Below are 21,213 nucleotides of genomic sequence, written 5' to 3'. Positions count from 1 at the left end.
CATCCTGCGCGGCGGCACCCTGCGCGACACTTTCATCTTCAACAGGGGTCATGACAACGATGTGATCGAGGATTTCGAACTGGCCCAGGATATCCTGCGGCTGTCGACCGGCCTGACGGGGGGCGAGAGCGATGGCGACGCGATCCTGGCGGCCTTTGGAGCCGTGGTGAACGGGGAGGTGGTGCTCGATTTTGGCGAGGGCGATACGCTGATCCTGTCAAATCTCGCCTCTTTGAGCGGGCTGGCAGAGTCGATCAACACCTTCTGAGGCGGCTTACAGCGTCTGACGAAAAGCCTGAGACATCACGCATCACCTGACGCGTTGAAATCTTTGATTTCAGGCAGCGATAGGTGATTCAAGTTTTTCGCATGGCGCTCTAAAGCCGCAGGTCGGACTGATCTGCGGCAAAGACGCTTTTGAGATCAAAGAACACATGATCCGCCGCGCCAAAGCGGCGCAGATCCGCGGCGCCCGCCGCCTTGAAGGCCGCATGCGGCACCGCCAGCAATACCCCGTCATACTGACCTTCGCCCGGATCCGTGATTGGGGTGATGCCGTATTCGGCCTTGGCCTCGGCGCGGTCCACCATGGGATCGTGCACATCGACCGCGATCCCGTATTCCTCCAGTTCGCGCAGCACGTCCACCACGCGGGTATTACGCAGATCCGGGCAGTTCTCCTTGAAGCTGAGGCCCAGAATCAGCACCCGGCCCCCGTGCACCGGCAGCCCCTTGCGCAGCATCTCCTTGACCATGCGGCCGGCCACATAGGCGCCCATGCCGTCATTGATGCGCCGACCGGCCAGGATCACCTGCGGGTGATAGCCGATCGCCTCTGCCTTGTGGGTGAGATAGTAGGGGTCCACCCCGATGCAGTGCCCGCCCACCAGACCGGGGCGGAAGGGCAGGAAGTTCCATTTGGTGCCGGCCGCCTCGAGCACGGCCTGGGTATCGATGCCCATGCGATTGAAGATCATCGCCAGCTCGTTGACCAGCGAGATATTGAGATCGCGCTGGGTGTTCTCGATCACCTTGGCGGCCTCGGCCACGCGGATGCTCTCGGCCCGGTAGGTGCCGGCGGTGATGATCTGCCGATAGAGCGCGTCGATCTCTGCCGCCACCTCGGGCGTCGAGCCTGATGTCACTTTCAGGATGTCGGGCAGCCGGTGCGCCTTGTCGCCGGGGTTGATCCGCTCGGGGCTGTAGCCGACGTGGAAATCCCTGTTGCAGGTCAGCCCCGAGACCCGCTCCAGCACCGGCACGCAGTCCTCTTCGGTGGCGCCGGGATAGACGGTGCTTTCGTAGATGACGATATCGCCGGGTTTCAGCACCGCTCCCACCGTCTGCGAGGCCCGCAAAAGAGGGCTGAGGTCGGGGCGTTTGTGGGCGTCGATCGGGGTGGGGACGGTGACGATATAGATCCGGCAGTCGGCGATCTGCTGCGGATCATCGGCATAGCGCAGCTGCTGCGCCGCCTTCAGCGCCTCGGGCTCCACCTCGCGGGTGCGGTCCTCGCCGGCCTTCAGGGCTTTGATGCGGGCAGCATCGATGTCAAAGCCGACGGTGGGGCGGATCTTGCCGAATTCCACTGCCAGCGGCAGGCCGACATAGCCAAGGCCGATGACGGCAATCACCCCTTCGGGGCTGGTGGCGGTCTGCGCGCTGCTCTCTGTCATCCTGCTCTGTCCTTTACGATCCCTGTGTCCTGATCACTTGCCGTAATAGTCCCGGAACCAGGACACGAAATGGGCAATGCCTGTCTTCACATCGGTCTGCGGGCGATAGCCGGTCAGGGCGTTCAAGAGATCCGCATTGGCCCAGGTTGCGGGCACATCGCCCTTCTGCATCTCCATGTAATTGCGGATCGCCTTTTGCCCCAGCGCCTCTTCGATGGCCTCGATGAAATCCAGGAGGCGTACCTTGTCGGAATTGCCGATATTGACGACCCGGTAGGGGGCCACCGGCGACAGGCTGTCCCCGGCGGGAATGTCCTCGGGGTTGTCTGGACGGCGCGGTACCGCATCGATCAGCAGGCGGATGGCGCGCACCAGATCGTCGATATAGGTGAAATCGCGATACATGTCGCCGTGATTGTAGATGTCGATGGGTCGCCCATCGAGGATCGCATCGGTGAATTTGAACAGCGCCAGATCCGGGCGTCCCCAGGGGCCGTAGACGGTGAAGAAGCGGAACATGGTGGTGGGCAGGTTCCACAGGTGCGCATAGGAGTGCCCCATGCTTTCGCCGGCCTTCTTGGTGGCGGCATAGACGGTCAGCGGGGTGTCGGCCTTGTCGGTCTCGGCAAAGGGCATCTGCGTATTGGCGCCATAGACGGATGAGGTCGAGGCCATCAGCAGGTGATCCACCGCATGCTGGCGGGCGATCTCCATCACGTTGAAGGTGCCCACGATATTGCTGTCCACATAGGCGCGCGGGTTTTCCAGGCTGTAGCGCACCCCGGCCTGGGCCGCGAGATGCACGATCACGTCGGGGCGAAAATCGCCTGCGACCTCGGCCAACAGCTCGGCATCTTCCACCATGCCTTCGGTGCAGGAAAAGCCCGGGTTCTGTGCCAGCATCTGGTGGCGGCGCTGTTTGAGGGTGACATCGTAGTAATCGGTCATGCCGTCATAGCCATGCACCCGGAAGCCTTCGGCCAGAAGCAGCCGGGCCAGGTGAAAGCCGATAAAGCCGGCGGTGCCGGTGATCAGCACCCGGCGGCCCGTTGCCGGGGCGGCGGAAGAAGAAGACGAAAGCGGATCGGTCATCGGCGGGCAGGTTTCCAGAAAAGGCGTAACGCTGTGAGGCCTATAGGGAAACGGGCGCAAAAACCATGCCCGATTGCAGGGGATTTCAGTACTTATTTACCATAACAATGATTATAGGAATTTCTCGATGGTTGGAGCTGTACTGCCTTGAAATGCTCGTACCCAGCCAAAACCTTGCGAAAAAGAGATGCAAAAAAACCGGGACAGCGTAAAGCGTCGAGAAGCTCCTTGAGATCATCAGCGGCAGCCCCCCACCGAGGCCTCTATCGCGCTGGGCGGTTTGGCCAATTTATATCGCGCTCTGGTCGATTGAGCGGCTAGATGGGAAATGCGTGTTTTTTGAACCTCAAAGAGCCATCAGAGATCATCGCCAGACGTCTGATATAATAATATATTACAATTACTTGGTCGATTGTAGTTTCGAGGGATATTACTCAGTTAACATCCTCACTGCACACGCGGGCCCTGATGACAAATGCAGCCATTTTTGAGAAAATTTCTGAGGAGCAGAGCACCGCGATTTGTCATGGATTTGCCGACAGCCCCTGTCCGCCCGACAGGTAGGAGCGGAAGGCCACCAGGATGTGATAGAAGGTGGATGCGGGCATGGTCTGCGACAGCAGATCCCCTGCGCTGCCGTGCCACAAGCGGCAGATATGGAAGCAAACGGGTTGCAAACCATGCCGCTCCCTCCCTATCCCTCAGGAGACATCTATGGGTGAAGAGGATGGGCGCCCCTGCGGGGGATCGCAGCGCCCTTTCAAAGGAGCGACAGATGAAGATTGCCGTAGCCGGTCTGGGATATGTTGGCTTGTCCAACGCGGTGCTCCTGGCTCAGAATCATGACGTCGTGGCCGTCGATATCGACGCGGCGCGGGTGGAGATGGTCAACGCCCGGCGCTGCCCGATCATCGATGCCGAGCTGGAGGATTTCCTGGCCAACCGCGCGCTGAGCCTCACCGCAACGACGGATGCGGCGGCGGCCTATCGCGAGGCCGACTTCGTGATCGTCGCCACCCCGACCAACTACGACCCCAAGAGCAATTTCTTCGACACCTCCTCGGTGGAGGCGGTGATCGGGCAGGTGAGCGCGGTGAACCCTGAGGCCACCATCGTGATCAAGTCGACGATCCCCGTGGGCTATGTGCTGGACATCCGCGCCCGGCTCGAGACCGACCAGGTGATCTTCAGTCCCGAGTTCCTGCGCGAGGGACACGCGCTTTACGACAACCTGCATCCCAGCCGGATCATCGTCGGGGAGCGTTCGGAGCGGGCGCGCCGCTTTGCCGAGCTGCTGCTGGAAGGGGCCGAAGACAAGAGCGTCGAGGTGTTGTTCACCGATCCCAGCGAGGCGGAGGCGATCAAGCTTTTTGCCAATACCTATCTTGCCATGCGGGTGGCCTTCTTCAACGAGCTGGACAGCTATGCCATGGCGGGCGGCATGGACACGCGCCAGATCATCGAAGGCATCAGCCTGGATCCGCGCATCGGCGATCACTACAACAACCCCTCCTTCGGCTACGGCGGCTATTGCCTGCCGAAGGACACCAAGCAGCTTCTGGCCAATTACAGCCAGGTGCCGCAGAACCTGATCCGGGCCATCGTGGATGCCAACCGCACGCGCAAGGATTTCCTGAGCGACCAGATCCTGATGAAGGGCCCCGGGGTCGTGGGCATTCACCGGCTGGTGATGAAGGCGGGCAGCGACAATTTCCGCCAGTCCTCGGTGCAGGGGATCATGAAGCGGCTCAAGGCCAAGGGCATCAAGGTGATCGTCTATGAACCGGTTCTGGAGGAAGACCATTTCTTCCATTCGCCGGTGGTGCGCGATCTGGCGGCCTTCAAGGCCGAGGCGGATCTGATCGTGGCCAACCGCATGACGGAAGAGCTGAGTGATGTCGCCGAAAAGGTCTTCACTAGAGATCTCTTCGGCGCCGACTGAGGCAGGCAGGCGATCAGGCCGACAGCCCCTGCCCGCCCGACAGGTAGAAGCGGAAGGCCACCAAGATGTGATAGAAGGTGGAGGCCGGCATATTTTGGGACAGCAGCTCTCCTGCGCTGCTGCGCTTGTCGTACCAGCCGCCGGGCACCGGGGTTTGCAGGTAATCCCGCCACATCAGCGCCAGCACCTCTTCGGGGCTGCAGCCCGCGGGCAGCGCAAGGCCGCGGCGGCGCAGGGCAACACCGGCCTTCAGGAACTCGGTCTGCGGCCACATCCGGCGGCTGCCGGAGAGCGGATCGGCCTGGTCCGGCAACAGGCCCGCCGCATCGCGCCGCTCTGTCACCGCGGCGAACAGATGCGCCAGATCAAGGCCGCTGTCCTGCCCGGTCAGCACCTCGTAGCGGTCGATCAGGTAGATCCACTCTGCCATATGGCCGGGCTCGACCGCCTGTTGATCGGGTGGAAGCGGCTGCCAGTCGGGGTCGAAATATTCCAGCACCCGGCCATCCTCGGTCAGGAAAACCTCGCGGTAGAGCGCCAGGCACTCTTCGGCCATGCTGCGAAAGCGCGCCTCCCCCGTGGCGGCAAAGAGCGCGGTCGAGGTCTCGAACATGTGCATATGGGGGTTCTGGCGGCGGCGGGCGGGGGCCTCGGCGCTTTCGAACCAGCCGCGCGGCGCCTTGAGCCGGGCCAACTCGGCCTCCAGCCGGGCCAGATCCGCAGAGACGTCAAAGCCCGCTTCGATCAGCGCGGCGACGGCCAGCAGCATGAAGGCCAGATCGTACAGATCATGGGGGGCGCTGATCAGGCGGCAATCGGGCGCAAGGCGGGCGCCGAGGTTGCCGGTTTCGGGATCGAAACCCTTGTCCATGGCAAAGCGGAAGAGCTGCAGCGCCAGGGTGTGATGGGCCGGATCCTGCGACTGGGCAAAGCAATAGGCCTGCCGGACCTGCACCCGAAGGCGGCGCTCCATATCCGCCAGCGGGGCGCCCGCGTGGTCCAGCGCCTCCCAGACGGTGCCCGTGGCCGCATTCACGCCGGTGCCGGTCCACAGCGGCAGGGCCTCTTCGGCCAGCCAGCGAGGCAGCTCTGCCGTCCAGTCGATATCCATGCTCATCTCAAATATCTTTTTGCGTGCCGCGTCAGGAGACTGCCTCGGCGCAGAAGTTTCAAGAGTGAAATCGGGTAGAGTCCGCTGCGCCAGGCCCAGTCCCGGGGGGGATTGTCGCGCGGCACCCGCAAGGAGGTGCCGCCCCGCAGCGGCGCCAGCTCGGTCAGTGGCGCCAGCACCGGATTGTCTGCCGCCCGCAACAGCCGGCAGTCGCCCCGTGCCCGCAAGGCCCGCAGGATATCAAGATCCAGCTCCGGCGCATGCAGGTGGTGATCAAACCCGCGCTGGCCGAGGTCCTGCCCCATCAGGGCCCGGAAATGGGGACCTGGCTCGAATGGGTAGCGGCGATTGCCGGTGTAGAAATCGAAGCCGGCCAGGATGATTTCTTCCGCGCCCATGGCATGGGCCATGAGCAGCGCATAAAGGCCGGTGGTGGGGTGACGCTGATGGCGCGCGATCAGGCGCTGCACCTCGGCTTCGATATGAGCATCGCGATAGCGCATCGGTTGATAGAGCGCGGCAAAACGGCGCTGCCCGGCGCGCACCACGCGCGGATTGTGGCTGGTCCAGCTACCCAGATCATAATCCGCGCGGCACCGGTACAGGGTTTCGAACATGAACGGTGCCACGCGGGGATCCCCGGCCATGAAAGCGAGGTCCACCCGCCGCCCCAAATAGAAGTCCGGTTCGAAAAAGAAGTTGTTGGTACGGATGATGAAATCATCCGTCCGGATGCGCCCGGGCTCCAGGTCCGCGATCGAGGCGCCATTGCCAACCACCACGACCGGGCGGTCCCGCAGCTGCAGCATGGGGGTCTTGGTCACGGGGCCGTGGCCTTGGCGGAGCGCAGGACATCGGCCATGGCGCGCAGGGCGCCCTTGCCGCCGGGCAGCGGCAGGATCCAGTCGGCGATCCCGAGGATCTCGGGGTGGGCATCGCTGGGACAGGCGCAGAGGCCCGCCCGCTCCATGGCGCCGCGGTCATTGATGTCATTGCCCACAAAGAGCAGATCGGCCCAGGTCAGACCCTGTTCATCCAGCCAGGCCTGAAGCGCGGTAACCTTGTCATCGACGCTGTGATAGACCTCGAGCTGCAGTTTCTCGGCGCGCCGCAGCACCACCGGGTTCTTTTCCTTGGACAGGATCATCATCCGGTAGCGCCCGGACTGGCGCAGAAGGGAAATCCCCATGCCGTCCCGGCGCGAGGTGCGCACGCTTTCCACCCCGTTCTGATCGGTCAGGACCAGATCATCCGTATGCACCCCGTCGAAATCCATCACGATGGCCTTGATCGCCGCGAGGCGCGCCGGGGCCAGCTCGCTCTGCCCGCCCGCCTGGGCGATCTGGGAACAGAGGGCGAAATCCTGCAGGGTATCGATCTCGATCGGCGGGTGATCCACGGGATAGAGCGCCACCGTGCCGCAGAACCGCTGGCCAGTCTTCAGGAACGGCTCCAGCGCCACGCAGTAGATGGCGCCGCTTTCGCAATATTGCGGCGGCAGATCCTGGCGGCGCTTGCGCTGCTCGCGCTCGTTGTGGTTGATCCCGACACCCCGCCCGGCGTCATCCAGCCCCCAGAGGAAGGAGTGATCTTCAGTCACCGACAGGGCGCAATCGGCGCCGCGCGCCTCCATCTCGGCGAGGCAGCCATCGATGTCATCGCCGCGGGTAAAGGGCGAGGTACACTGCAAGAAGACCAGCTTGTCGAGCGCGGGCAGATCAGCGCGCACCAAGGGCACCGCATGCAGCCAGCCGGCCTCGGACGTTGCGGTATCGCCGGAGAGATCCGCGGGCCGATCAATGATGCGGGCGCCGTGCAGGCGGGCCTCGGCGGCAATGGCGGCATCATCGGTGGAGACATAGACCGCAGCCACACGTGTCGCCGCCCGCGCCGCCCGCACCGAGCGGCCGATCAGCGAGACCCCGCCCACGGGGCGCAGGTTCTTGCCGGGCACCCCCTTGGAGCCGCCCCGGGCCAGGATGATGCAGGCGGTGTCCTGAGGGGACGACCCGGGCAGATCGGAGTCGGAAAGTTGGGTCATGCGGCTCTCTATCTGCTCATTCTTTAATAGGCCCGATACCCCAAAAGCCCTCCCGGATACCGGGGCGATATGGGCGGCCAGGGGCACCTGGCGCGGTTGGCTCTTGTTTACAAAGCCCATGGGGACGTGTAAATCCCACTGCAGTTCCCCCGACCTGCCCCATGCGTTCAATATCCGGCCAACATGCTGCAAAGATTAAAACAGTCCGGCCTTGGCAAGGTCCTTTACCGCCTCTCGCGCAGCCCCTTTGGCGGCCCTTTGCGTTTCCTTGCCGGTCTGGTTCAGCATGAGCGCCTGGATCCCAGTCACTTTGCGGCGCGCAACCGGCGTCACAACCGGCAGCAAATGCAGATCCTGGCCCGTTTCGAGGCCAAGACCCGGCGGCCCGGATGAGCGCCCTGCCACCGCAGCCCGCAGGCCCGGCGCAGGTGGAGGTAGCTTTCGAAGCGCGCCCTGTGCTCTTGCTGTTCAGTGACGATTCCACCCTGTTCTTTGCCCGGCGCATGCGCGACTGCCTGCGCGCGGCGGACCCGGATCTTCAGATCCACATGGGCTGGGTGGTGGCAGAAAATGCCCTCTCCTACCGGCAGATGGAACAGCTCCTGCCCGAGGGGCCGGACCTTGCCATCCATGGCAAAACCGCTTTTGAGGATCTGCTCCTGGGCGGGCGATACCGCGCCATCCTGACCAGCCGGGTCTACGGGGCGCTTGGTGCCCAGTTGCGCCGCGTCGAAATCTCGGCCGCCGCGGGACGCGCTTGCGTTATCGCCTTCCTCGGCGGGCTCGATTTCTTTCCCGAGAACGGATATTTCCGCCGCCGCAACTGCGACGGTGTGTTCCTGTTTCCGGCCAGCGACATCCCGGTCTATGAACGCCGGGCCGCCACCTGGGGCGATCGCATGTGGCAGGAGGTGGGATTTGGCCATCCGACCTTCCTGGCGCCCGAGGCGCTGCCGCCCGAGGATCTGGTCCGGCGGCGCGATATCTATTTCTTCACCCAGGCCCTGTCGCCCACGACCCGGCGCGGGCGCCTGCATATGCTGGCGGCGATGGCGGCGATCGCACGGGCCAACCCGGACCGCACCGTCTGGATCAAGCTGCGCCACCTGCCCCATGAGAACCAGCAGCACCTGCATCTGGAAAAATACGACTATCCGGGGCTGCTCAAGGTCCTTCCGGATGTGCCGGACAATCTGAAGCTCACCGCCTGCACCATGGACGAGGCGCTTGAGATGGCGGCCCTTGGCATCACCTGCACCTCGACCGCGGCCATCGATGTGATCCGCGCGGGCGTGCCCTGCATGGTGCATCTCGATTTTGTCGACAACTACGTCGATCCCCTGGTGGCGCCCATGCGCAAGCTGTTCGCAAAAAGCGGCCTGATCACCCCGCTTGAGGACATGCTGAACCTGCGCGCGGCGGCGCCGAACCCCGAATGGGTCGCCGACATGTTCTGCCCCCGCGACCTGGGCGCGCGGGTGCTGGAAACCGTCGCCCGGTTCAACACCCGGGCCTTTCAGGTGGAGGTCAGTGGCGAGGAGTCATAAAAACGAAGAAGAGTATACAGCGTTTTTCAGTCTGGATTCTCCAATGATTTCTATCTCCACGCCATCTTGAGATAGTTTGTCGAGCGCTTCGCGCATGAGCGCCACTTGTTCGGATGCCCGATGTAAATCAACATCAAATGAGCGCTGTGTCTGGTAAAACCGGGGCTGTTGCGCCGAATAGTTCAAACCCACACCATATAGAGATATTTTGCCAACATCTAGGTGGGCAAGGATTTGCAATAGTCCAAACACAGCATTGTATCCGTGAAATATCCCTAACTCAGGATTTCTTGAAAATCCTATGTAGTCGTGCATTTTTATCGGAAAGAAACGATCATCAGATTTGTTCTCGAAGAATGATATATCTTCATTGTACATGATGAACGGTATGTGATCGATATATGAACGGACCATTTCTCTCTTCTCGACCAACATTCTTCGATCCTGCACCCAGAACAGATCGACATCGACCCCTATCTTTGAAAAATATGGCAAACCACTATTCACCGTGGCTATGAGCGGCGCTACCTTCCTGTCCAGCAGTTTCAAGCTCGGGCCGTTTCCTGCCACGCAGACATGCTGCCCAGAGAATTTTTCCCTGATTTTCTGGAACCTATCCATCTATCTCTCATAAATATCCGCGTACATTTTTGATATTCTGTCTGGAGACATCCAGGTGTCAAAGAACTCCCTGGACTTCGTCCTGAGTTCCAGGAGCTTTTCCCTGTCTCGGTGCAACTCCATAAGTAGTTCATGCAACCCGAGGGGGTCACACTTCAAAAAAGGGGGGGGGGGAGATCGAAAACCGATTTGGAACATATCCGTTGATACTGTGTCTGCGTTATTTAGGACAACTGTTCCGGCAGCCAACCCTTCGTAAGACACCAAATGGTAAGACCCGGTGACCAGTTCATCGATAGTGACGTCCGCAAGAAACCGCCTGTGAGATAGGTTTTGAGGAGAAACGCCTTCAAAAACCGCAAATTCAAAACGTTTATCGTTTTTCAAAAAGTCAATAGCCTGGTCGAAAACCTGGCTGGATTTTGCGGACCAGCGACCAGTCGAGCGGCCTGATGGCGAAAACTGTATTCTTAGCGCATCAGACAAAATCACATGAGGCTTCTTTGCAAAAGCCTTTCTGTACAAGCAGTTTGGAATAATTTCAAAATCCGGATAATGTCGCGGATGAAAGTGTGAAATGACAAGCTTCTCAGAGAACCTGATGCCATGGAAATCTGATAAATCATCATACACCGGCCGCTCATAACGCGGTGAGTGCACCTGAAAAATATACTTACAGTCCCTCTTTTTTTCCTCTGACATCCATTTAAGTACAAAATTGGGAATGAAGTTGTGAACATGAACCACATCAGCATTTTTAAAATGCATCATGAACAAGGCTTTATCTGCCCTGGCATCCTTGACGGGAATGCTTTCAGGTGAAAAAATGTCACGTTGGTTGCCATGATCTCCTGCTCGAAAATGAACAGAAGATTCCACATGCCCGAAATCACTGAGTGCTTCCGACAGCATTCCCGGCGCCCCGGCCAAAGCCGATGGCGATATATGAAGAACATGCACCATAGCTTTACTCCTTGCGCTGCAATGTGTGATTACCTATTGATCCACCTTCACTTAGTATCTTCATTATAGCAGCTTTCCAATTTTTGTCCGAAACGTAATTTTCAAGCCTATATAGCCACTTCGAGCTAATTAATATGTCCTCACAATCGGACATCACTGCTTCTATATATTGCCTAAAGGTTGAGGTTTCATTCAGATTTCTGGTAGACTCCCTCTCAACAAGAATGACGTCGTAGTCTTCAAAAGTTTCCGCATCATATTGTCTACCCTTGACCGAATAAAGGAAAGGTATTTTGGGGTCCGCCACCACACTGTGAAAGGCCTTTATATGGGCTTCCATACTTTCAATAGAGCCTGCAGTGTGAAAGATCGGGTACTTTTCTTTTTCAGGGAATCGATCAACGATACTGGAGCAGGAGATTATGCAGTCAATTTCGGACAAATATTGACTTTGAATTACAGGCAGCTTTGTGAAAATACATACAATTCTTGTTTTAGGCCACGCCATCCTCACAAGGATTGGCAATTCGTGCTTCGGGTCAATGCAAACCAGTGTATTCGGGCGACCTGCCAATGGGTGCCTGAAAACGCTTGGTTTAATTGCGTGAATGAACTTGTGCATATTGCGAATAGCAACATCATCCTTACTGTACTCTGCAATAACACAAAAGTTCTTTTTCGGCAGGATGCCCAGCCCACTAAAGTGATTCACAACTGATATCGTTGGGATTTTTGGCTTGGTGTTGCTCCAAAACACTATTCCGCCAAAAGAATCTTCTTTCGACATGTTTTGAAAGTCAACACTATCTCCCACGACAACCTTGGCCACTACAGGCACTTGATAATCATTGGAAAAATCAGGTGCATTTGAAAGCTGACGAATTTCAGACGCAAGGCTTGTGCCTGAAGGGCCCGTCTTGGACTCCTTTTCCTTTGAACGGAACCAACTCAAGACTTAATCCCTGCCTGCAATTATTGAAGAAACCTCGGGGTAAAGTTTGCTGTCTTCACAGTAGAACAGGTAATTAAAAGCTCCGCCCGATGCTTCTATCGGATGGCAGGAGTACCCCATTTTTTCCAGAAATGAAACAACATCCGCATGCGTTCCTTTTCCTGTTTCCATCATCAAAACTGGCTTTTTGGCGCTCAGTATATCCTTGGCTCCTTCAAGAACCATCATTTCTGCGCTTTCGACATCAATCTTGATCAGCTCTACAGGATCATTTGCGTGTTGCGAGTCCAGTGTAATTGCATCCACTGCCAATGCCGCAGCTGCACGCTCCAAAGCTTCTTCAGTGATACTGGACCCTGAAGAAAAAAGACGAGGACCAAACCTCAAGGCAATTCTTATGGTTTCAGACTTATTGGAAACAGCCTTATTTTCGAACTTCAAGTTTGCGAAATTGTTTAGCATCGCATTTGTAGCCAGACGAGCGTGAATAAAGCTGATGGGCTCGTAAGCGTAAACCGGGTTTCGATTGAGGCTAGCAGCGATTAGTGAATAAAACCCCGTATAGGCCCCTACATCTATAGTAAAAGCTGATTTTTTAGCCAGAGCTTTCCAGCAGTCCAAAGATTCAGGTTCAGTGAATGTTCCATCCGTCCACAAATACCGCAGAGAAATTACATCATCGTTCATACAAAGAACAACAAACTGGGTCTCCTCATCAAACCTTATATCAATCAGACCATTATACGGAAACTTTTTGACCTGCTCATATATTTCAGCCCAAGAAGCGGTAGCACTCAGCCTTGGTTGCGATACGGATAGAGCGTTGCCATTTTCTATTTCTGCTTTCATAGCCTGTATATCCCTGTCAGTTCGATGCCAACCTACTTACCTTGCATTTGCTCTACTGGGAAGGCTCGTTGGTCATGAACTTTGATGACATGCGGTGGGGCTACACCGGTATGTAGGCCCACCGCCGGGATAGCTAGATAGCGCTTAAGATTTGGGGCGCTGCTGCCATCTTCGTTTCTTGTTGAGGAAGGATATGTGAGCAGCGTTTGCAAGTTAAGGGTATCCCGAATGGAGTTCCCAATGGCTGCGGAGTATGTCGTGAAAATCATCTTGCTGGCAGGTGCCGGTGCGCGAATGAAAGTGATCCAGATCAGCACTGAGCAGGCCGTCTACATCGGCGTTATCCCCGAGGGGTCCTTCAAGGCCGAACACTACCACTATTGATCCCAGACATCAGGGAAACGGTCCATAAATATGCCGCAGCTCTGCAGATGGAGCTGTAAACCGTTCCGTGGGTCTGAAATCGATGATTACTGATCTCGATGCGTCTTAAAAGAGAGGCACGCGAACCGGAACGCTCTCCCCCAGCTCCCCATGCGGCGGCGGTGTTTCAGGGCGTAGGCCAGTCGCATCAGGGGGGCCCAGGGGCCGAAGACGCGGCGGATCATGGCCTGGCGCGCGCGCATCAGATCGGGATCCGACCAGTTGTCGCCGGTGCTGTCATGGGGATGGGCCCCGGTCACCACCGGCAGGGATACCCCGGCAAGACCCGCGCGCAGGATGTCGCAGACAAAGATGTAATCCTCGGCCACCGGGTAGCGCGCGCCAAGGCCGAACTCGGGATCGAACTGCAGGCCCGCCGTGCGGATAGGCGCAAGGCGCACCATGAATTCCGGCGCGCAGATCCGGCCGCTGTTCAGCCGGGTCAGCCTTTGGAGGCGCGCGCGCACCGGCAGGCGCTCGGCGCGCCAGCCCGCCGCCAGGGCCAGACCCGGGTCCTGCACAAAGGCCTGCGCAAGGGCCATGATCCCGGCCGGATCCAGCGCCTGATCGTCATCGGCAAACAGAAGCAGCGGCTGATCGGCCTGCGCAAGGGCTGCATTGCGGCTGTTCGACAGCCCCCTGCCCTCAAGCGGCAGCACCCGGGTATCGGCTCGGGCCTCAAGCGCACTGCGCTGACCCGGGTCCGCCGCTTCGGGGCATTGCAGCAGGATCAGGTAGGTCAGGCCCGCGACCGGTGCAGGCAGGCGAATGCGGCCAAGCCCTGCGCCAAGGGTCGAGATCGCAACGCAGACCCCAAGGGAAGACCCGGTTGGATCAGAAACGGAATTGGACATGATCCCCCTCACCGGTCGGCCCGCCACAGCCTTTGGCCGCGTTCTCTGGCGTCTTTTGCTGGCTCATGAAACTGTCATTCCGCCGTTATTCCAGTGTTCCATGCCGGTACCTCGGGTCGGGGGGGCGACCCGGAATGCCCCGTTGTTAGCCACGCAGCAGGCGACGCAGCAGATGGTTCGACAGGTACCAGCCGGCCCGCATGGGCGAAAGCCCGAGATGACTGCGGTACATCTGCCAGGTGGCCCGGATCGCGCGCCCTTTCGGAGCACTCAGGGAATTGGGGTGCACATGGTGCACAGCCAAGGGCCGGTCCAGCCCATGCGCGACCTCGCCCCGCTCCAGCAGTTTCAGCCAGAGCGCGAAATCCTGTCGCAGGCGCAGCGCCGGCATTTCGACTCTGCCGAAATGGGCCCGGTCATAAAGCGCGGTGAGGCAACCGATCACATTGCCTTTCAGCAACCGGTTGCGGTCGATGCGCTCCGGCACCCGCACCTGGTGACGCTCTGTCCCGCGCTGACGCCAGAAACCGGTATAGCTGAAATGCGCGCCGCGCGCCTGCATGAAGGCCATCTGGCACGAGAGCTTTTCCGGCAGCCATTCATCATCGGCATCGAGAAAGGCAATGTAACGCCCCCGCGCGATTTTCAATCCAGAGTTGCGCGCCACGGCCGCCCCGCTGTTGCGGGGCTGGCGCAGAATCCGGATCCTCGGGTCCGCAGCCGCCAGATCCGCGCAAAGATCCGCCGATCCGTCAGAGGAGCCATCCTCGATCAGCACCAGCTCCCAATCGGGATAATCCTGTGCCTGAACCGAGGCCACGGCCCGCGCAACTGTCTCTTCTGCATTGAAGACCGGCATGATCACGGAGACCAGCCCGTTCACCAAAGGCTCCTGCGGCTCCCCTGCAGGGGCCGGGCCGGGCCGAGTGGAGGGTGTCGCACCGGTCAGCGGGTCGCAAAAAGGTGATTTGTCGCCTTTCATGGAAAGCCTTTCTGCGCTACCAAGACGCGATCCTGCGGCCAGCGGCCGTATCCGTTCGGGCTCCAGCTGTTGTCGCGCCAGAGTTGTGGCGCATCAGGACTGCAGGGGTCCGGAAAGTCACGTACAATGTAACACATTAGGCAGATCTCATGACTGAAGCACATTCTCCGGTGAAGGTTATCGCCGAGATCGGATGCAACCACAAAGGCGAAATGGAGCTTGCCAAGGAGCTCATCCGGGTCGCAGCCCATGTCTGCAAGGCCGACATCGCCAAGTTCCAGAAGCGTCACAACCGGGAACTCCTCACCGCAGAGCAATACAGCACCCCGCACCCCAACCCGGCAAACTCCTACGGGGACACCTATGGCGCCCACCGCGAGTTCCTGGAATTCGACACCGACCAGCATAAAGAGCTGATCGAGTGCTGTGCGGAAAACGGCATCGCCTATTCCACCAGTGTCTGGGATCTGACCTCGGCCAAGGAAATGGCCGCGCTGAACCCGCCGCTGCTGAAGATCCCCTCGGCCACCAACCAGCACTATGACCTGCAAGGCTATCTCTGCGAGCATTACGCGGGCGAGATCCATGTTTCCACCGGCATGTCCACCGGCCAGGAAATCGTCGATCTGGTGAATTTCTACGCCGAGCGCGGCCGCGCCAAGGATCTGGTCGTCTACAGCTGCACCTCGGGCTACCCGGTGGCCTTCGAGGACATCTGCCTGTTTGAAATCCGCAACCTGATGGAGAAATTCGGCGCCACCGTCAAAGGCATCGGATTCTCCGGTCACCACCTGGGCATTGCCGCCGATGTGGCCGCCTTGGCGGTTGGCCGCACCATGGAGGCGGACGGCAAGGGCAAGTTCACCCATATCGAGCGTCACTTCACCCTGGACCGGACTTGGAAGGGCACCGATCACGCCGCCAGCCTCGAGCCCGACGGGCTGCGCCGCCTGTGCCGCGATCTGAAGAACGTGGACAAGGCGCTGGCCTACAAGGGCCAGGAAATCCTGCCAGTCGAGCAGGTCCAGCGCGACAAGCTGAAATGGGTCAAGGCGGATCACGAGACCGCTGCCGAGTAAGCCCCTGCCCTGCCTCAACAGCGGGGACAGCGCATCATCAGACAGGCCGTGCCCCCCTAGCCGGGGCGCGGCTTTTGTCATTCTGCCGCACCCTACGGAAAGGTGTCCTTGACTTACTTGTACAGGATGTCCTTGCTGAACTTGCGCAGTAGCAGGATACCAAAGAACCCGGGGACCACCCCGAGAAGCGCCACGTAGACCAGCGAGATATAGCCCGGATCATAGGTCGAATAAAACCCGGTGCGGATCAACCCGCTCAGGTGGATCAGCGGGTTGAACCAAAGAATATTCTGCACCACCATGGGTAGATCCTCGTAGATGTAGAAGACCCCGGACACCAGCATCAGCGGACGGGTCAGCACCCCCCAGATCATCCTGTAAACCGGGAAGGAGAACATCATATAGGCGTTGAAGGTGCCGATTCCGACAGCTAGGAGAACAGTCATCGCATAGGTCAGAAGGATCGGACCGAAATCCAGGATCACGCGGACATCCTCCACGATGAAGACCCCGGTGAAAATGATCGCAGAGACCATGATCTGGGTCAGCACCGCCAGGATGCTGCGCGAGGCCAGGGTGTCCACATAGGTCACCCGCGGATAGGCCAGCAGCGCCTGGTTGAAGAAGATCGCAAGCCCCACCGCGGTCGAGACCTCCTGGAACAGGCGCAACACCATGAAACCCGTGGCATAGAACAGCACGAAGCTGGTCCCGAGCGATGGTGCGCGCAGCAGAAACGAAAAGGCCAGGGTCAGGATCACGATCATCGCCACCGGCTGCAGGATGGCCCAGATGTAACCACCGGGGCTACGCCCGTAGGTGGTCGACATCTCGCGCAGGATCAGGGCGACAATGGTGCGCATCCCACGATACCGCAGGTCCAGCGGCACCGAAGGGGTGATCGCTGGCGGTATGCTCCGGGTTTCAGGCACATCTGCTGTCGGGGGCTGTGTCATTAAGGCTGGTACTTTCGCGCGGCGTGTGAAATTTGATAGGCTGTTTCGGAAACAATCGTTTGGACCATAGGCTTGGCTGATAATCAATCAAATCCCGCCGCGTCAAAACAGGCAAGTGGTGAGGCGGACAAAGCGCCCACCGATACTGCAGCGGCGCCCGCCAAGCCGACCCCACAGCCAAAGGCGGCCGCGGCCCCCAAAGCAAAACCGACACCCAAGCCGAAACCGAAACCGGCTCCGGCACAACCTGCCGACCCGGTCTATGCCCCGGCCCGCCCGGCGCGCCGCCAGCGCCGTCACTGGATGCTGCTGCTCAGCTTCCTGCTTTGCGTGATCCTGCCCAGCTTTTTCACCGGCGGCTACCTGTGGACCCGGGCGGAGGATCAGTACACCTCCAGCGTCGGCTTCACCGTGCGCCGTGAAGACACCCCTTCTGCGGTGGAACTGCTGGGCGGCCTTGGCGCCTTTTCCGGCTCGAGTTCCTCGGACAGCGACATCCTGTTCGAATTCATCCAGTCCCAGGAGTTGGTCGAACGGGTCGACGAGACGCTGGACCTGCACAGTCTCTACAGTCGTCACTACACCACCGATCCGGTCTTTTCCCTGGCGCCGGACAGCACCATCGAGGATCTGGTCGAGTACTGGCAGCGCATGGTGCTGATCTCCTATGCGCCCGGCACCGGTCTGATCGAGCTGAAGGTCCTGGCCTTCACCCCCGAAGAGGCCCGCGCCATCGCCCGGGAAATCTTCCGCGAGAGCAGCGAGATGATCAACATGCTCTCGGCGATCGCCCGCGAGGATGCCACCCGCTATGCCCGCGAGGAGCTGGATGCTGCGGTGACCCAGCTGAAACAGGCCCGCCAGGCCCTGACCGCTTTCCGCTCGCGCACGCAGATCGTCGACCCCAGCGCCGATATCCAGGTGCAGATGGGGCTTTTGAACACCCTTCAGCAGCAGCTGGGCAAGGAGCTGATCGACTACGACCTGCTGATCACCTCGGTTCAGGAGAGCGACCCGCGCCTGCAGAAATCGCAACAGCGCATCGCCGCCCTGCGCGCCCGCATCGATGCCGAGCGCGACAAGTTCGGCAGCGGCGGAGAGACCACCTCGGGCGAAGACTATGCCACCCTGGTGGCCGAGTTCGAACGGCTGATGGTGGACCGCGAATTTGCCGAGAAGAAATACACGGGCGCCCTGTCGAACTATGATGCCGCCCTCGCCCAGGCGCAGCGTCAGAGCCGCTACTTGGCGGCCTATCTGCATCCCACCCTGGCCGAAAGCGCGGAATACCCGCGCCGCCCGCTGCTCATGGGGCTGACCGTCCTGTTCCTGCTCATCGGCTGGAGTACCGCGGCCCTGATCTACTACTCGCTTCGGGACAGGCGCTGAGTCGGGACGGGCACTGACCGGCGGGAAGAGAGCAGAGCATGATCAAGCTGGAAAATCTGACCAAGAGTTTTCCCACCCCCAACGGGCGCAAATTCGTGGCCCGCAACGTCAACCTGACCATCCCGCAGGGCAAGTCGCTTGCCCTGCTGGGGCGCAACGGGGCAGGCAAATCCACCATGTTGCAGATGATCTCGGGCACGATGAACCCGGATTCGGGACGTATCATCTCCTCTGGCAATGTCTCCTTTCCGGTGGGGTTCGCGGGCTCGTTTCACCGCGATCTGACCGGGGCTCAGAATGCCCGTTTCGTGGCCCGAATCTATGGCGTGGACACCGATGAGCTGCTGGATTTCGTCGCCGATTTCGCGGCTCTGGGTGGCCATTTGTACATGCCGGTGCGCAGCTATTCCTCGGGCATGCGCTCGCGCCTGGCCTTTGGCATCTCCATGGCGCTGAAATTCGACACCTACCTGGTGGACGAGGTGACCTCGGTCGGCGACAGCGCCTTTCGCCGCAAGAGCGCGGCCATCTTCAAGGCGCGCATGCAGCACTCCAATGCCATCGTGGTCACCCATTCGCTGCTCGAGGTGCGCAACCTCTGCAATGCCGGCGCGGTGCTGGAGGATGGCGAAGTGACCTATTTCGACGACGTGGAAGAGGCGATCGCCCTGCACTCGCGCAACATGAAAAAGGCCCGATGATCCCGGAACGCCCCCGGTTTGTTCACCCCATTGGACCCGAAATAGAAACAATCCTAAGTATAATTGACGCTTTGACCACGACCGGCTCCACCCCGGATTAACCCGGCCCGATCACCCTGTTCTCCTGTTGTTCACAGGTCAGATAGGTCGATGACACGGTTTGCGGTTCTGGGGCGCGCCGCCCTTCCTTCACAGTATCACAGCGCAACGGCGCCGGTTCTTGTCAGCGCGCAGGCAGGGCAGCTGCTGGAGCTGCACGCCGGGCGCGGCAGCGCCGTGCATGTCTTTGCGCTGTCCGGCACCGGGGTGCAGCTGCAAGGCACCCGGCAGACCGACAGCCCGTCGGTGCTGGCCCGCATTCAGAGCGACACATTCATCCTGGAAGGGGCAGCTCTGGACCGGCTTGTGTCCGTCGGCAACCAGGGCCCCCTCGGGATCAGCCGCTCCGAGGTCTTCTATTCCGGCCAGTCGGGATTTGCCGGCGATCTGGCCTCTGTCCTCTCTGCCCCGGTGGGGGGCCGCGATCTTCTGGTCGCGGCGGGCGCGGGCCTTCCGGGGCTGCAAAGTTTCGAACGGCTGGCAGATGGCAGCCTGCGCGCCCTGCAATGGCGCAGCGACACCGGCAGCAGCTACGCCCGGGATGTCTCTGCCATGGCCAGCCTCGAATTGGGGGGCACCCGTTATGTCTTTACCGCCGCCCAGAGCGAATCCGGGATCAGCAGCTATGCGCTGACCGCGGGGGGGCAGCTGAACCTGCGCGCCAGCCTGGGTGCCGCCGAAGGGGTGGGCCTGAACCTTCCCACCGCGCTGCATGCCACAGAGGTGGGCGGGCAGGCGATGCTGCTGGTGGGCGCGGCCGGCTCGGGCAGCCTCTCGGTGATGGCGGTGGCGGCCGACGGACGCCTGTCCTTGCGGGATCATCTCAGCGACACGCTGGAGACCCGCTTTGCCGGGGTTCAGGTGCTGAACAGCATCACCCATGCAGGCTGGACCTATGTGGTGGCCGGTGGCAGCGACGACGGGCTGACCCTCTTTGCGCTCCTGCCCGGTGGCCGCCTGATCCCGCTGGACAGCATCGCGGATACGGCGGCGCTGGGGCTCGACAATGTCAATGGCCTCGCCCTTTCCGTGGTGGGGAACCGGCTGAATGTCCTTGCCACCTCGGAATCCGAGCCCGGCGTCACCCATCTGGGCATCGACATCGCCCGAAGCGGCGCGATCCTGGCGGGCGGCGACAGCCAGCTTTCAGGGGGCAGCGGCGATGATATCGTGATCGGCGGTGCGGCCCAGGGGCGGCTCTCTGGCGGCGGGGGGCGCGATATCTTTGTCCTGCAGGCCGACAGCAACCCCGACTGTACCGTGATGGATTTCGACCTTGAGGAGGATCGCATCGACCTCAAGGCCTGGGAGGGGCTCCGGTCGGTGGCGCAAGTGCAGATCACCACCCGCAGCGATGGCGCGCAGCTCTCTTTCGGGGGGCATGAGCTGCGCCTGATCACCTCGGATGGCAGCAGCCTGACCTATGAGGATTTCCTCCGCTCCGACCTGCTTGGCCTCTACCGTCCCCCCCTGCCCGCCCAGACGCCCCGGCAAATCACCGGAGGCGACGGTGACGAGCAACTGCTCGGCGCGGCAGGGCCGGACCAGCTGCGCGGGATGGGCGGCGCGGATACGCTGTTTGGCCAGGACGGTGAGGACAGTCTCTGGGGGGGCAGCGGCGGCGATCTGCTTTATGGCGGCGGCGATCGGGACCATCTCTATGGCGAGGACGACGACGACCAGCTTTTTGGGGAGGATGGCCCTGATCAGATTTATGGGGGTGCCGGCCCCGACAGCCTGTATGGCGGCCTGGGCGATGACCTCCTGGACGGAGAAGCGGGCGCCGACCGGATCTGGGGCGATGCGGGCAATGACAGCCTGTTCGGAAACAGTTCCACCGACCAGCTGCATGGCGGGGCCGGCGATGACAGCCTGGTGGGGGGCACCGGGGATGACACGCTTTATGGCGGTGACGGCAATGACACGCTCTACGGCA

At 60.4% G+C, this 21,213-nt stretch carries 21 protein-coding genes and 1 pseudogene; 9 read left to right on the top strand and 13 right to left on the bottom strand.

Annotated features, from left to right (window positions below; all coding sequences use genetic code 11):
• Window positions 1-268 (top strand): annotated as a pseudogene (locus AADA15_RS19140) (hypothetical protein); the annotation flags it as partial.
• A 109-nt stretch (window positions 269-377) separates the two neighbouring features.
• Here the strand turns inward: AADA15_RS19140 and tviB are convergent.
• The 3 genes from tviB to AADA15_RS19125 all read right to left on the bottom strand — a co-directional run bounded on the left by tviB (window position 378) and on the right by AADA15_RS19125 (window position 3,445).
• Window positions 378-1,676 (bottom strand): Vi polysaccharide biosynthesis UDP-N-acetylglucosamine C-6 dehydrogenase TviB, encoded by a 1,299-nt coding sequence (gene tviB, locus AADA15_RS19135; protein WP_341643167.1) that lies wholly within the window; start codon window positions 1,674-1,676, stop codon window positions 378-380.
• A gap of 33 nt (window positions 1,677-1,709) precedes the next feature.
• On the bottom strand, window positions 1,710-2,768 hold the full coding sequence (locus AADA15_RS19130; RefSeq protein WP_341643166.1) for an NAD-dependent epimerase/dehydratase family protein: 1,059 nt from the start codon (window positions 2,766-2,768) through the stop codon (window positions 1,710-1,712).
• A 524-nt stretch (window positions 2,769-3,292) separates the two neighbouring features.
• Window positions 3,293-3,445 carry a hypothetical protein gene (locus tag AADA15_RS19125; protein WP_341643165.1) on the bottom strand — a complete coding sequence of 51 codons (153 nt, stop codon included), beginning with the start codon at window positions 3,443-3,445 and terminating at the stop codon, window positions 3,293-3,295.
• A 98-nt stretch (window positions 3,446-3,543) separates the two neighbouring features.
• On the opposite strand from AADA15_RS19125, the gene AADA15_RS19120 reads away from it, so the two are divergent.
• Entirely contained in the window at window positions 3,544-4,710 is a 1,167-nt protein-coding gene (locus AADA15_RS19120) for a nucleotide sugar dehydrogenase (protein ID WP_341643164.1), read from the top strand.
• 13 nt (window positions 4,711-4,723) lie between these two features.
• Here AADA15_RS19120 and AADA15_RS19115 read toward each other — a convergent pair whose 3' ends face one another.
• From AADA15_RS19115 to AADA15_RS19105, 3 genes are read right to left on the bottom strand one after another with little or no spacing between them, the layout of a single operon-like run.
• Window positions 4,724-5,827: an AGE family epimerase/isomerase gene (locus AADA15_RS19115; RefSeq protein ID WP_341643163.1), complete on the bottom strand. Its 1,104-nt coding sequence runs from the start codon at window positions 5,825-5,827 to the stop codon at window positions 4,724-4,726.
• A complete protein-coding gene (locus tag AADA15_RS19110; RefSeq protein ID WP_341643162.1) occupies window positions 5,824-6,645 on the bottom strand; it encodes a hypothetical protein in 822 nt (273 codons plus the stop codon). Before AADA15_RS19110 ends, AADA15_RS19115 begins: the two co-directional genes overlap by 4 nt.
• Entirely contained in the window at window positions 6,642-7,862 is a 1,221-nt protein-coding gene (locus AADA15_RS19105; protein ID WP_341643161.1) for a cytidylyltransferase domain-containing protein, read from the bottom strand. The genes AADA15_RS19110 and AADA15_RS19105 overlap by 4 nt, the downstream gene beginning before the upstream one ends.
• A 183-nt stretch (window positions 7,863-8,045) precedes the next feature.
• Between AADA15_RS19105 and AADA15_RS19100 the strand changes: the two genes are divergently transcribed.
• Together AADA15_RS19100 and AADA15_RS19095 are read left to right on the top strand one after the other, a co-directional pair.
• Entirely contained in the window at window positions 8,046-8,255 is a 210-nt protein-coding gene (locus tag AADA15_RS19100) for a hypothetical protein (RefSeq protein ID WP_341643160.1), read from the top strand.
• On the top strand, window positions 8,252-9,409 hold the full coding sequence (locus tag AADA15_RS19095; protein WP_341643159.1) for a DUF6716 putative glycosyltransferase: 1,158 nt from the start codon (window positions 8,252-8,254) through the stop codon (window positions 9,407-9,409). Before AADA15_RS19100 ends, AADA15_RS19095 begins: the two co-directional genes overlap by 4 nt.
• Here AADA15_RS19095 and AADA15_RS19090 read toward each other — a convergent pair.
• The 4 genes from AADA15_RS19090 to AADA15_RS19075 are packed head-to-tail and all read right to left on the bottom strand — an operon-like array spanning window position 9,404 to window position 12,794.
• Complete coding sequence (locus AADA15_RS19090; RefSeq protein WP_341643158.1) at window positions 9,404-10,030, bottom strand: hypothetical protein; 627 nt, start codon at window positions 10,028-10,030, stop codon at window positions 9,404-9,406. The genes AADA15_RS19095 and AADA15_RS19090 overlap by 6 nt on opposite strands.
• Entirely contained in the window at window positions 10,031-10,993 is a 963-nt protein-coding gene (locus AADA15_RS19085) for a glycosyltransferase family protein (protein ID WP_341643157.1), read from the bottom strand.
• Between the two features lie 4 nt (window positions 10,994-10,997).
• A complete protein-coding gene (locus AADA15_RS19080) occupies window positions 10,998-11,945 on the bottom strand; it encodes a hypothetical protein (RefSeq protein WP_341643156.1) in 948 nt (315 codons plus the stop codon).
• A 3-nt stretch (window positions 11,946-11,948) separates the two neighbouring features.
• On the bottom strand, window positions 11,949-12,794 hold the full coding sequence (locus AADA15_RS19075) for an FkbM family methyltransferase (protein ID WP_341643155.1): 846 nt from the start codon (window positions 12,792-12,794) through the stop codon (window positions 11,949-11,951).
• Between the two features lie 258 nt (window positions 12,795-13,052).
• Between AADA15_RS19075 and AADA15_RS19070 the strand changes: the two genes are divergently transcribed.
• Window positions 13,053-13,178 (top strand): hypothetical protein, encoded by a 126-nt coding sequence (locus tag AADA15_RS19070; RefSeq protein ID WP_341643154.1) that lies wholly within the window; start codon window positions 13,053-13,055, stop codon window positions 13,176-13,178.
• An 86-nt stretch (window positions 13,179-13,264) separates the two neighbouring features.
• On the opposite strand, the gene AADA15_RS19065 is transcribed toward AADA15_RS19070, so the two are convergent.
• Together AADA15_RS19065 and AADA15_RS19060 are read right to left on the bottom strand one after the other, a co-directional pair.
• On the bottom strand, window positions 13,265-14,071 hold the full coding sequence (locus tag AADA15_RS19065; protein ID WP_341643153.1) for a glycosyltransferase family 2 protein: 807 nt from the start codon (window positions 14,069-14,071) through the stop codon (window positions 13,265-13,267).
• Window positions 14,072-14,216: 145 nt separating this feature from the next.
• Window positions 14,217-14,954: a glycosyltransferase family 2 protein gene (locus AADA15_RS19060; protein ID WP_341643152.1), complete on the bottom strand. Its 738-nt coding sequence runs from the start codon at window positions 14,952-14,954 to the stop codon at window positions 14,217-14,219.
• 248 nt (window positions 14,955-15,202) lie between these two features.
• Here AADA15_RS19060 and AADA15_RS19055 point away from each other — a divergent pair, with 248 nt between their 5' ends.
• Complete coding sequence (locus tag AADA15_RS19055; RefSeq protein WP_341643151.1) at window positions 15,203-16,132, top strand: N-acetylneuraminate synthase family protein; 930 nt, start codon at window positions 15,203-15,205, stop codon at window positions 16,130-16,132.
• Window positions 16,133-16,245: 113 nt separating this feature from the next.
• Here the strand turns inward: AADA15_RS19055 and AADA15_RS19050 are convergent, their stop codons facing one another.
• On the bottom strand, window positions 16,246-17,088 hold the full coding sequence (locus AADA15_RS19050) for an ABC transporter permease (protein ID WP_341643150.1): 843 nt from the start codon (window positions 17,086-17,088) through the stop codon (window positions 16,246-16,248).
• Window positions 17,089-17,160: 72 nt separating this feature from the next.
• Here AADA15_RS19050 and AADA15_RS19045 point away from each other — a divergent pair, with 72 nt between their 5' ends.
• The 3 genes from AADA15_RS19045 to AADA15_RS19035 form a co-directional block, all read left to right on the top strand.
• Window positions 17,161-18,477 carry a KpsE/RkpR family capsule polysaccharide export protein gene (locus AADA15_RS19045; RefSeq protein WP_341643149.1) on the top strand — a complete coding sequence of 439 codons (1,317 nt, stop codon included), beginning with the start codon at window positions 17,161-17,163 and terminating at the stop codon, window positions 18,475-18,477.
• A 38-nt stretch (window positions 18,478-18,515) separates the two neighbouring features.
• Window positions 18,516-19,178: an ABC transporter ATP-binding protein gene (locus AADA15_RS19040; RefSeq protein ID WP_341643148.1), complete on the top strand. Its 663-nt coding sequence runs from the start codon at window positions 18,516-18,518 to the stop codon at window positions 19,176-19,178.
• A 150-nt stretch (window positions 19,179-19,328) separates the two neighbouring features.
• On the top strand, window positions 19,329-21,213 hold a 1,885-nt coding region (locus AADA15_RS19035; RefSeq protein WP_341643147.1), incomplete at its 3' end, for a calcium-binding protein.

The sequence above is a fragment of the Phycobacter sedimenti genome, assembly GCF_038148855.1.
Lineage (GTDB): Bacteria > Pseudomonadota > Alphaproteobacteria > Rhodobacterales > Rhodobacteraceae > Phycobacter > Phycobacter sedimenti.
The sequence above is the reverse complement of the archived record's forward strand: the minus strand, read 5'-3'. Positions and strand labels throughout refer to the sequence as shown.